Source organism: Rhizobium rosettiformans (assembly GCF_016806065.1).
In the GTDB taxonomy this organism is placed as follows: Bacteria; Pseudomonadota; Alphaproteobacteria; order Rhizobiales; family Rhizobiaceae; genus Allorhizobium.
Genome location: NZ_CP032405.1, coordinates 836,248 through 847,500 on the forward strand (window position 1 = coordinate 836,248; position 11,253 = coordinate 847,500).

Annotated in this window: 11 protein-coding genes, 1 tRNA gene and 2 rRNA genes (1 of these 14 only partly in view); 5 read left to right on the top strand and 9 right to left on the bottom strand. The window is 60.5% G+C overall.

What is annotated here, in order from left to right:
- Window positions 1–145: 145 nt before the first annotated feature.
- The 5 genes from D4A92_RS04005 to paoA form a co-directional block, all read right to left on the bottom strand.
- The gene (locus D4A92_RS04005) at window positions 146–1,417 is read right to left on the bottom strand and encodes a glycerate kinase type-2 family protein (RefSeq protein ID WP_203018277.1); all 1,272 of its coding nucleotides are present in this window, start codon (window positions 1,415–1,417) and stop codon (window positions 146–148) included.
- 179 nt (window positions 1,418–1,596) lie between these two features.
- Window positions 1,597–2,304: a L,D-transpeptidase gene (locus D4A92_RS04010; protein ID WP_203018279.1), complete on the bottom strand. Its 708-nt coding sequence runs from the start codon at window positions 2,302–2,304 to the stop codon at window positions 1,597–1,599.
- Between the two features lie 355 nt (window positions 2,305–2,659).
- On the bottom strand, window positions 2,660–4,858 hold the full coding sequence (gene paoC, locus D4A92_RS04015) for an aldehyde oxidoreductase molybdenum-binding subunit PaoC (protein WP_203018281.1): 2,199 nt from the start codon (window positions 4,856–4,858) through the stop codon (window positions 2,660–2,662).
- Window positions 4,855–5,814 carry an FAD binding domain-containing protein gene (locus D4A92_RS04020; RefSeq protein ID WP_203018283.1) on the bottom strand — a complete coding sequence of 320 codons (960 nt, stop codon included), beginning with the start codon at window positions 5,812–5,814 and terminating at the stop codon, window positions 4,855–4,857. Before D4A92_RS04020 ends, paoC begins: the two co-directional genes overlap by 4 nt.
- Window positions 5,811–6,329: an aldehyde dehydrogenase iron-sulfur subunit PaoA gene (gene paoA / locus D4A92_RS04025; protein ID WP_203018285.1), complete on the bottom strand. Its 519-nt coding sequence runs from the start codon at window positions 6,327–6,329 to the stop codon at window positions 5,811–5,813. Before paoA ends, D4A92_RS04020 begins: the two co-directional genes overlap by 4 nt.
- Window positions 6,330–6,483: 154 nt before the next feature.
- Between paoA and D4A92_RS04030 the strand changes: the two genes are divergently transcribed.
- From D4A92_RS04030 to D4A92_RS25040, 3 genes are read left to right on the top strand one after another with little or no spacing between them, the layout of a single operon-like run.
- The gene (locus tag D4A92_RS04030; RefSeq protein ID WP_203018287.1) at window positions 6,484–6,750 is read left to right on the top strand and encodes a hypothetical protein; all 267 of its coding nucleotides are present in this window, start codon (window positions 6,484–6,486) and stop codon (window positions 6,748–6,750) included.
- On the top strand, window positions 6,747–7,358 hold the full coding sequence (locus D4A92_RS25035) for an iron chelate uptake ABC transporter family permease subunit (RefSeq protein WP_246754025.1): 612 nt from the start codon (window positions 6,747–6,749) through the stop codon (window positions 7,356–7,358). The genes D4A92_RS04030 and D4A92_RS25035 overlap by 4 nt, the downstream gene beginning before the upstream one ends.
- Window positions 7,359–7,364: 6 nt before the next feature.
- Window positions 7,365–7,886 (top strand): iron chelate uptake ABC transporter family permease subunit, encoded by a 522-nt coding sequence (locus D4A92_RS25040; RefSeq protein ID WP_246754026.1) that lies wholly within the window; start codon window positions 7,365–7,367, stop codon window positions 7,884–7,886.
- 323 nt (window positions 7,887–8,209) lie between these two features.
- Here the strand turns inward: D4A92_RS25040 and D4A92_RS04040 are convergent, their stop codons facing one another.
- The gene (locus tag D4A92_RS04040; protein WP_203020099.1) at window positions 8,210–8,359 is read right to left on the bottom strand and encodes a hypothetical protein; all 150 of its coding nucleotides are present in this window, start codon (window positions 8,357–8,359) and stop codon (window positions 8,210–8,212) included.
- Between D4A92_RS04040 and D4A92_RS25305 the strand changes: the two genes are divergently transcribed.
- Both D4A92_RS25305 and D4A92_RS04050 read left to right on the top strand, forming a co-directional pair.
- Window positions 8,325–8,564 carry an IucA/IucC family C-terminal-domain containing protein gene (locus tag D4A92_RS25305; protein WP_203018289.1) on the top strand — a complete coding sequence of 80 codons (240 nt, stop codon included), beginning with the start codon at window positions 8,325–8,327 and terminating at the stop codon, window positions 8,562–8,564. The genes D4A92_RS04040 and D4A92_RS25305 overlap by 35 nt on opposite strands.
- Before the next feature lie 66 nt (window positions 8,565–8,630).
- The gene (locus D4A92_RS04050; protein WP_425959335.1) at window positions 8,631–9,284 is read left to right on the top strand and encodes an ATP-binding cassette domain-containing protein; all 654 of its coding nucleotides are present in this window, start codon (window positions 8,631–8,633) and stop codon (window positions 9,282–9,284) included.
- Window positions 9,285–9,563: 279 nt separating this feature from the next.
- Here D4A92_RS04050 and D4A92_RS04055 read toward each other — a convergent pair.
- The 3 genes from D4A92_RS04055 to D4A92_RS04065 form a co-directional block, all read right to left on the bottom strand.
- Window positions 9,564–9,640 (bottom strand) — tRNA-Met (locus D4A92_RS04055).
- A gap of 176 nt (window positions 9,641–9,816) precedes the next feature.
- Window positions 9,817–9,931, bottom strand: a 5S ribosomal RNA gene (rrf, locus tag D4A92_RS04060).
- Between the two features lie 246 nt (window positions 9,932–10,177).
- Window positions 10,178–11,253: ribosomal RNA gene (locus D4A92_RS04065) — 23S ribosomal RNA — on the bottom strand (it continues 1,724 nt past the right edge of the window).

Genomic DNA, 11,253 nt, shown 5'->3' on the forward strand with positions numbered 1-11,253 from the left:
TTAATTCACATAGATAATCCAATTGCAATAATTTATCATGATAGATATCAACCGCAGGCTTTCTCGCGGGCATGCCAATGCAGCGAGCACCGGTACCCATCACGCGTCGGATTTCGTCAGTGGAGGGGATTTTCGGCTAAAGCCTTTATGCGGTCGGCCGCGGCTGCACGAGGATCGCGCGGAAATCGTTGACGTTGGTCAGGGTCGGGCCAGTGACAACCTGTGCGTCCAACGCTGCGAAGAAGGAATGGGCGTCATTTCGTTGCAGAGCGACCTCTGGGTCGCAACGCAGTTCGGCAGCCTTTTTCAAAAGTTCGGGACCGATGACGGCGCCGGCGACTTCGGCTGCACCATCGACACCATCCGTATCGCAAGCGAGCGCGTGGATACCTCCAGCGCCGTCCAGAGCCAATGCAAGCGCCAGACAGAACTCGGCATTGGGCCCGCCAATGCCATCGCCGCGCCGTGTAACCGTAAGCTCGCCGCCGGAGAGGAGCAGGACCGGCGCATCCCCCGCACGCAGGGAATGCTGCACAGCCAGCGCCTCCCTTGCCTGGGCCTCGGCGACATCCCTCGCCTCACCTTCCAGGGCATCACCAAGAACGCGCACGTCGCAATCGACCTCTCGGGCCAGCGCCGCAGCCGCCTCTAGCGATTGCCGGGGTGCGGCGTAGATGACGTTCTGCACCCGGGCAAGGCGCGGATCGTCGGGCCTGACGACCCCGGAGCCGCGCTCCAATGCCTCACGGACCCGGCCCGGCAGCGCGACCTTCCATTGGTCGACGACCGCAAGAGCGTCATCCGTGCTCGACGGATCGCCAACCGTCGGACCGGAGCCGATAAAGGCCGGATCGTCACCCGGCACATCCGAGATCATCAAGGCGAGGACCTGAGCCGGCCAGGCTGCGGCGGCCAATTGTCCACCTTTTACTCGGCTGAGATGTTTTCGAACCGTGTTCATCCGGTCGATCGGCGCGCCTGACGCGAGCAGCGCCTGATTGACCGCCTGCTTCTCGGCAAGCGAAACGCCCGGCACCGGCTGAACCAAGAGCGCCGAGGCTCCGCCCGAGATCAGCGCCAGAACGAAATCGCCTTCGCCGGCACTTTCAACAAGAGCCAGCAGACGCGCCGTCGCCTTGAGGCCCGCCTCGTCTGGAACCGGATGGGCCGCCTCGACGATCTCGATGCCATGACATGGCCGGCCATATCCATAGCGCGTGATGACGAGACCTTCGCAGGGACCCCAGACCGCCTCGACCGCTTCCGCCATCCGAGCGCTCGCCTTGCCGGCGCCGACAACGATCACCCGCCCCTTCGGCTTTTCAGGCAGACAATCCTTGAGCGACCGCATCGGATCCGCCACCTCGACAGCACGGTCGAGCAGCTGCCGCAGGAAGACTTCCGGTCGTTCGATCATGCATTTGGCCCTCTCGAAGCCTTTCCGACGCAGCAATGCCGCCACGTTGACATCGCCGGCTGCCGGCGTACCACTAGGCGCGCCGGTTCTGAGACTGCGATGCTACCGCCAAACTCTGTCTTGTCGCAACGCTCCGTCTGTCACAGACCACGCTACAAGACGGAGAAGGCCTTAGCTGATCAGAACTCCCCTCTTCCGGATTCTTCGAGAGGCAGGACCACCATCTGCGATCCGACTGGAACACGGGCGTGGAGATCGATGATGTCCTGGTTGAGCAGGCGAATGCATCCAGACGATACGGATTGACCGATCGACCACGCCTCGTTGGTCCCATGGATCCGGTAGAGCGTGTCCCGCCCGTTCTGGTAGAGATAGAGGGCGCGCGCTCCGAGCGGATTGTCGATGCCGCCCGGCAGACCCTGTGCGAGCGGACCGTAGCGATCCGGCTCGCGAGCAATCATGTTCTGCGTCGGCACCCAACCCGGCCAGCGGGCCTTGCGCTTGATATCGCCTACGCCCTGGAATTCGAGACCGGCCTTGGCGACACCAATGCCGTAGCGCATCGCCTTGTCGCCCTCCATGACGAGATAGAGGAAGCGAGCATGCGGATCGACCACGATCGTGCCGGGCAGATAGGATGTGCGATAATTGACGACCTGGCGGATATTGCGGGGATCCATCTTCGACACATCGACCGCGGGAATGATCTGTCCACCGTCCTGCACTTCGGCATACATCGCCTGCAGCGCAGGATCGACCGGCGGCGCAGCCGGTTGGCGTGGCACGCCAGTCGTTTGCGAGCAGGCGGTCAGCAGCAGTGCGAGGCCCGCTGCCGCGCATAGGCTTTTCAGGATCCGGACTGCCGGCATCACGTCAACAAATCTCATCTACTTATCAGTCCTTGTCTGCGGGGCGATCTTGCGATGGCGATATGAAACGCCTCGCGCGAAATCCGACCGCACTGGGTTTTGGCTGCGCGCCCCTTTCAGAGCCGCATTTCCGGCAAGCCTTAAGCTGGCCGGACGAGGCCATAAAACGACATTTTCTCACGGAGGCGTGATGACAGTGTTTGCGGCTGAGAAAATGGAGACTGAGGAGGCGACAATCGGAAGTGATGGACGCAATGTCATCGTGCAGCAATGCCATTCACCAGGCCGTCCGACCTGGTGAATGGCGCTTAATAGGCACGCCTGAAAATACGTGGCCGGCATCGATGCCCACGCGTCCCTAGATGGTTCGAGCTCAAAAATCGGCGGGCAGATGTCCGATCAACTTGTCCAGCGTAACCGGATAGTCGCGGACGCGAGCACCCGTGGCGTTGTAGATGGCGTTCGCGATCGCCGCCGATACACCGCACAAGCCCAGTTCGCCGACACCCTTGGCCTTCATCGGTGAAGACATCGGATCCGTTTCGTCGAGGAAGATCACCTCTTGGCTCGGAATGTCCGCATGCACGGGCACCTCGTAACCGGCGAGATCGTGATTGACGAAAAAGCCTCGGCTCGTATCGACGATAAGCTCTTCCGAAAGCGCAGCCCCAATGCCCATGGTCATCGCGCCAATGACTTGGCTCCGGGCAGTGATCGGGTTAAGGATGCGGCCGGCCGCACACACGGCCAACATGCGCCGAACGCGGCACTCCCCGGTGACGACATCCACACCCACCTCGACGAAGTGCGCGCCGAAGGTTGATTGCTGATGGGTCTTGGAGAGGTCACCCCATTCGATCGTGTCCTCGCCGACAAGACCATCCGGACCGACGGCATCCGCCAGAGGGATTGCGTGACTGCCCGAGCGAACCTGACCGTTTTCGAATCGAACATCCTGAGCATTGAAACCGAGTTTTTGGATAACGGCCTCGCGCAGCTTGACGCAGGCGGCATACACACCGGCAGTCGAACAATTTGCACCGAACTGACCGCCGGAGCCGGCGGATACCGGAAAGCTGGAATCGCCGAGCCGGACATCGACTTCCTCCAGCGTCACCCCCATCATTTCGGCAGCGGTCTGCGCGATGATGGTGTAGCTGCCCGTGCCGATATCGGTCATGTCGGTCTCGACGGTAATCCGACCATTGCTTTCGAGGCGGACCCGGGCACCGGACTCAACGAGCAAATTGTCGCGATAGGCGGCCGCCACACCGGTTCCGACAAGCCAGTTGCCGTCGCGTCGTGTTCCCGGCTGGCCTCGATCGCTCCACCCAAAGCGTTCCGCCCCGAGGCGCAGACAACCGATCAGGTCGCGTTTCGAGAACGGGCGATCCGGGTTCTCCGGATCAACCTGCGTGTCGTTGATGATCCTGAAGTCGACAGGATCAATGCCGAGCTTTTCGGCCATCTCGTCCATGGCAATCTCGAGCGCCATCAGACCCGGCGCTTCGCCCGGCGCGCGCATCGCATTGCCCTCGGGCAGGTCGAGCGAGGCCAGGCGCATGGCGGTCATCCGGTTTTCGCCGCCATAAAGAAGCCGCGTCTGGTTGACCGCCGTTTCTAGGCTTCCCTCCGGCAAGTTGCCGGACCAGCTCTCATGTGCAATCGCCTCAATCTTGCCCTTTGTATCGGCACCGATCCGGACACGCTGGATCGTCGCCGGTCGGTGGGTGGTGTTGTTCATGATCACCGGCCTCGGAAGGGAAACCTTGACTGCGCATCGAGCAGCCTTGGCACCCAGCGCGGCAAGCACAGCATCGGCCCTGAGAAACAGCTTTCCGCCGAAGCCACCGCCGATGAAGGGCGACATCAGTCGGATCCTCTCCTTGTCCATGCCAAGGAAGGTCGCCAAGTCCGTTCGCCACCAGTCGATCATCTGGCTCGAGGTCCAGATCTTCAGTTCATCGCCGTCCCAGACCGCCATCGAGGCATGCGGCTCCATTGCCGCATGCGACTGGTCTGGTGTGCTGTACTCGGCATCGAGCGTCACAGACGCGCAAGCATAGGCATGATCGAAGTCGCCAACGGCCGTGTCGGGCTTCTCATCTTCCGAAGGCTTTTCTGCCGTTTTCTTGGCCTCGGCCAGATCGAAAGCCCCTTCCTCGGGCTCGTAGGATACGTCGATCAGTGAAGCAGCCGCCCGCGCTTGTTCGAATGTCTCTGCAACGACAAGGGCGATTGCCTGATGATAATGCTGCACGACATCTCCGCCAAAGAGCACCGCGGTATTGTGCTCACCCTTGTCGTGCTCCCCGACGTCAAGTGTGGTGACCACCGCAAGAACACCGCGCGCCTGCCGGGCGCTCTTGCTGTCGATGGAGAGGATACGCCCCTTGGCAATGCCGGCGGCCACCGGATAGCCATAGGCGATCTCAAAGCCGAGATCCCAGTGCTCATAGGCATAGGTGGCGCGACCTGTCGTCTTGAGCTCGCCGTCGATTCGCCGCGTGGGTCGGCCGACCACCGTCAGATTGTCGATGGGATTGGTCGTTTCTGGCCTGTCGAACTTCATGAGCTTTGATCCTTGGCTTGCGCGATGACGGCGCTCAGCAAGCGCTCCACGAGAGCGAGCTTGAAACGGTTCTGATCCGTCGGTCGGGCATCAGCGAGCAAGACTGCCGCCGTTGCTCGAGCACCGCTGGGCAATTGCACCTCCGCGTCCTCGCTCCGCCACGGCTTGTGTGCGACGCCCCCGAGAGCGACCCGCCCGGATCCGTCCGGCTGGATAACGACAGCGACAGAGACGAGCGCGAAGGCATAGGATGCACGGTCGCGAACCTTGCGATAGATCTGGGTGCCGCTGATCGGCGGCGGCAGACAGACTGCCGTGATGATCTCGCTTTGTTCAAGGACCGTTTCGATATGCGGCGTGTCTTCCGGCAGACGGTGGAAATCGGCGAGCGGAATGGCGCGACGGCTGCCATCGGCCTTCACTGTCTCGACGACGGCATCGAGCGCGCGCATCGCAACGGCCATGTCGCTGGGATGGGTCGCGATGCAGGCGTCACTCACCCCGAGGACCGCATGCTGCCGACTGAAACCGCCGATGGCCGAACATCCGCTCCCCGGCTGCCGCTTGTTGCAGGGTTGATTGGTGTCGTAGAAGTAGGGACAGCGGGTCCGCTGCAGCAGGTTTCCGCCGGTCGTGGCCCGGTTGCGCAATTGTCCGGACGCTCCGGAAAGCAGCGCTCGTGCCAGCAGCGGATAGTCTCGACGGACAATCTCATGGGCGGCCAGATCGGTATTGCGCACCAGGGCGCCAACCCGCAGGCCTCCTTCGGCCGTCGGTTCGATCTTGTTGAGCTCGAGCCCGTTGACATCGATCAGATGGGTCGGCGTCTCGATTTGGAGCTTCATCAGATCAAGAAGATTGGTACCGCCTGCAATAAACTTTGCATGCGGATTTGACGCGGCAATTTGCGCTGCCGCTTCGGCCGAGGCCGCGCGTTCATAGGTGAAGGCTTTCATGAGCGTGTTTCCGCGACCTCGGTAATGGCATCGACGATGTTGGGATAGGCACCGCAGCGACAGATGTTTCCGCTCATCCGCTCGCGGATCTCTTCGGCAGTTGGCCGCGCCTTGTTTATCAGATCGTCGGTCACGTGGCTGGGGATGTCGGCCGCGATCTCTTCGAGCATCGCGACGGAGGAACAGATCTGGCCGGGCGTGCAGTAGCCACACTGGAAACCGTCATGCTTGACGAAAGCGGCCTGCATCGGGTGCAGATCACCGGGTGCGCCCAGCCCCTCGATCGTGGTGACTTCAGCGCCCTCGTTCATGACGGCGAGTGTCAGGCACGAATTGACCCGACGTCCGTCGACGATGACGGTGCAGGCGCCGCACTGGCCATGATCGCAGCCCTTTTTCGTGCCCGTGAGCTGCAGGTTTTCTCGCAAGAAGTCGAGCAATGTGGTTCGGTTGTCGACGTCGATCTCGCGGAATGTCCGGTTCACCGTCAGGCGAACCTTGCTAGTCTCATTCATCAACTCACCTCGTTATCGCATGCCCACGGGAACGGTTCCGACCTATTCGCCGGCATGCGACCAATACGCCACAGCCCGCGCCAAGTTTGCAAAAGCCACCCGACACGAGTTTGTTCCAACCGATATCCGACCCTGCCGGGCGTTGGCTGTCTGCTTGCAAGAAAAGGCCTGGACAGAGGCTGGCAATCACTACTGTTTCTCGACCTCCGGGCTGGATGCGATTGCGCGAAACCCGGAGGCAAGGCTCGTCATCATCGAGCCGGGCCCACCCGAGAAACTTGTCGGAAGCGCCTTGTGGAGAGCAATTCCCTCCGTAAAAGCAAACCGGGTCGTGACCATACCGCCGACCTGGGTCTTCGGCGCCCTGCCGTCTGCCCTGCGCTTTGCGACGATCCTCGGAAAGGCGCTGCAACCGGCATGAAGCAACGCCCCTTACTTCTGTTCATGCTGCTGATTTCGTCTGCACTTGCGCTGACCATTCTGGGCTACAGCAGCCATGTTCCCCTGTCCCGGATGATGGCGGCGATCCTCGATCCTGCGCCGGACAGCTTAGGCGAGACCTATCTGCGCTACGCCCTTCTTCCCCGCATTTTTGTAGCGCTGTTTGCTGGCGCTGCCCTCTCTCTGTCCGGAGTGGTCTTCCAGCAGGTTCTGAAGAACCCTCTGGCGGAACCGAGCACGCTGGGACTTCTGTCCGGCGCTCAGCTTGCCATCACGCTCGCGGCACTCGCCGCACCGGGCATGGCGGTTTGGTCCATCGAACTATCCGCTGTCACCGGAGCCCTCGCCACGCTTGGGCTTGTCATGCTGCTCGCATCAAGAGGTGGCTTTTCCCCCGTCACCATGCTCCTTGCCGGCATGATTATCAGTTTCTTTGCCGGAACCGCATCGGTCGTCCTTGCGCTCTTCAATCATGAATATCTGCGCTCCGTCTTCATCTGGGCCAGCGGCTCGCTCGTTCAGAACGACTTTTCCAATGCCGTGGCACTGGCGCTTTGGCGGCCTGAATCCCGATGCTTGTGCTTTTGAAAGAACATGACCGTGACGGTGCTGCAGGCTGAAGCCCGAACGCCCAACTCCAGCCCGCGCCACCGCCCGCACTGCGCCCTGCTCATCGCGATCGTCGTGATGGGCGCAATCGCCGTCTTTTCTCTGACCGAGCATCTGTTCATCGACAACCTCCCAACGGCGGAGCTGGCTTCGGGTCGATGGCCGCTGGTCCTTGCGGCAGCCTCGGCCGGGGCCATGCTGGCTCTGGCCGGCACGATCATGCAGTCGGTCACGGCCAATCCGCTCGCGAGCCCCGAAGGCCTTAGGGTGAGCGCGGGCGCCGCTCCACGACGGTCCCGGACCTCGCTGCTGTCGTTGTCTGCCATCCTCACAGCTGCCGCTACCTTGGTCGTCGGCCCTTTGAGCTTTGTCGGACTGATCGCGCCCCATATCGCGGCGATGACCACGCCTCCAAAGCCGCTGGACCGGGCATTGTGTGCGGCCGCCGCCGGGGGGGCCTTGATGACCGCGGCTAACTGGCACGGTCGCAGCATTCACTTCCCCTAAGAAATCCCCGCAGGCGTCCTCGCGGCCTTCGTCGGTGGACCGTACTTCCAGTGGCTCCTTTACCGGAGGCACCCATCAACAGCCTTAGCACCCCGGCGGATCTGCTCTCGCGATTGAGCGGCCCGCTCGCGCCGATCCGGGACAGACTGCCCCATGGACCGGAAATCCGCAGGGTGGCGCCATCAGCACAGGTGCTGGAAACCGATGCCTTTGCTTGTCTCCATGAGAGCTACGCACGTCGTTTTGCCGTCAAACCCGATGGCTGTCTGGTTCCCCTATGGTCGCAGAAATAGCTGGCGACCGCGATCATCCCCGTCATGGCCCTATCCGTGATCGGGGGAAAAGCCGTTCATGCCGACATCGAGAACACCGCCACCGTGGTCGATGACGACAGCGAGCCGGTAGCCTTGCGTCTCCCCACCCCTTTCACGACAGAAGATGCCGGACCAGGCAGCCTCCCTACTGGTCTCCACGCACCTGACTCCGCTCGTTGATGCCTTGGCAAGGGGGAGCGGCCTGTCGAGAAAAGTCTTCTGGGGCAACGCAGCGCATTACCTCGAGTGGATTGTCCGGCAACTTTCCGGGAAAAACCCAGACTTCAATCTACCTGCCCGGCTGACGGATGCCATTCGCTATGTCGAGGAGAATAGACTGCGCGTGCGTCGCCGGAAAGTCTGAGAGATTGCATTCCGGGTATCGAGGATTGCGGCAGTCTCTGCCCAGATCGAGCAAAAAGGTCAGGTTTTGAACGGACAGAGATCGACCTTCTGTCTTTCCGATGTCGCCGGGCGGCCTATTCTTGCACCGCTGACGCTCGATATCCCGATGGATGGCCATGTTCTCGGGCTGATCGGGCACAACGGCTCCGGCAAGTCGACGCTTCTGAAACTGCTGCCACGTCAGCAAGCGCCAACGAGCGGCAGCATCACCCTGGACGGACGAACGCTCGACGCCTGGGACGACCAAGCGCTGGCACACAAAGCTGCCTATCTGGCGCAGCACCTGCCCTCGGCTGTCGGAATGACCGTCCGCGAACTCGAATCGCTTGGACGATATCCCTGGCACGGGTCCCTCGGTCGGTTCGGCGAGATGGACAGGCAAAAGACCGACGAGGCGATGGCATTGACCGGTGTCACGCCCCTCGCCGACCGCCTCGTCGACACGCTCTCCGGCGGTGAAAGACAACGCGCCTGGCTCACCATGCAGGTGGCGATACGGAATGCCTGCTGCTCGACGAACCGATCTCGGCCCTCGACATCGCCCACCAGATCGAGGTGCTCTCACTGCTCCGCAATCTGTCTCAGGAGAGAGGTCTCGGTATCATCATCGTCCTTCACGACATCAACATGGCGTCCCGCTTCTGCGATAACATCACTGTTCTCCATTCCGGCCGCGTGATCAGACAGGGAGCGCCGGAGACGATCATGACGCCTGAAGCACTGCAGCGCATCTATGGTTTACCCATGGACGTCATAGCGCATGAACCAATCGGAAGACCTTTGGCGATTGCGCGATAGGCTGTGTTGAAGCTCGGTCACCGACAGCGCTCAATTCGCAATGAGCTGCCTTCCAGATTGTCCGTCGAACCCGATATTGAGCAGCAACGCAAAAAGCTCCTCGACGATTATGGCGAGGAGCTTTTTGATGCGATTTTCGAATGGTAGATTTAGGTTATACTGGTTGCGGGGGCAGGATTTGAACCTGCGGCCTTCAGGTTATGAGCCTGACGAGCTACCGGGCTGCTCCACCCCGCGCCAAGAGCGCAACTATGTTTGTTGCGCTTGAGAGATTTTAGCAAGCAAAAAGGGCCGCTTGCTGCGGCCCGATGTTTTCGGCTTGGGCCGATTTTGTGTTGAGAAGATTGGGGTATTTGCGATGCAAAACCCGAGGTATTTGCTTTTGCAAAACCTGACAACATTGCCATTAGCAGACCTGGCAGCGACCTACTCTCCCGCGTCTTGAGACGAAGTACCATTGGCGCTGGGGCGTTTCACGGCCGTGTTCGGAATGGGAACGGGTGCAGCCACCCCGCCATGACCACCAGGTCGGCTAAGGGCAATGTTGTTGAGAAGCTGGCAGGCATTCGCCTGTTTTATTTTGAACACGTCAGTTTTCTCTGCCTTCGTCTGCAGGGAAGCTCCCATACAGGCCGATAGGCCGTCGCGCCCAGGTTTTTGCCGAAGGCAAAATACCGGTTTGGCGCGGCCTGTCCGGAGCGCTTAAGCGCGTCAGGACAAAAGAGAAGCATCATCGGTGCTGCTGAGCAGCACTGATGAACATAAGCAATGAGAACGATCAAGCCAATCGAGCTATTAGTAACGGTAAGCTTCATGCATTACTGCACTTCCACACCCGTCCTATCAACGTGGTCGTCTTCCACGGCTCTGATAGGGAATACTCGTTTTCAGGTGGGTTTCCCGCTTAGATGCCTTCAGCGGTTATCCCTTCCATATATAGCTACCCTGCTATGCCGTTGGCACGACAACAGGTCCACCAGAGATATGTCCATCCCGGTCCTCTCGTACTAGGGACAGATCCTGTCAATATTCCTACACCCACGGCAGATAGGGACCGAACTGTCTCACGACGTTCTGAACCCAGCTCACGTACCGCTTTAATTGGCGAACAGCCAAACCCTTGGGACCTGCTCCAGCCCCAGGATGCGATGAGCCGACATCGAGGTGCCAAACAACCCCGTCGATATGGACTCTTGGGGGTCATCAGCCTGTTATCCCCGGCGTACCTTTTATCCGTTGAGCGATGGCCCTTCCACACGGGACCACCGGATCACTATGACCGACTTTCGTCTCTGCTCGACTTGTCAGTCTCGCAGTCAGGCGGGCTTATGCCATTGCACTCGACGACCGATTTCCGACCGGTCTGAGCCCACCATCGCGCGCCTCCGTTACTCTTTCGGAGGCGACCGCCCCAGTCAAACTACCCACCATACACTGTCCCGGATCCGGATGACGGACCGCGGTTAGACATCCATGACGATAAGGGTGGTATTTCAAGGATGGCTCCACTCAAACTGGCGTCCAAGCTTCAAAGCCTACCACCTATCCTACACATGCCGACACGAATGCCAGTGTAAAGCTATAGTAAAGGTGCACGGGGTCTTTCCGTCTGACCGCAGGAACCCCGCATCTTCACGGGGAATTCAATTTCACTGAGTCTATGTTGGAGACAGCGGGGAAGTCGTTACGCCATTCGTGCAGGTCGGAACTTACCCGACAAGGAATTTCGCTACCTTAGGACCGTTATAGTTACGGCCGCCGTTTACTGGGGCTTCGATTCAAAGCTTGCACCTCTCCTCTTAACCTTCCAGCACCGGGCAGGCGTCAGACCCTATACGTCGTCTTGCGAC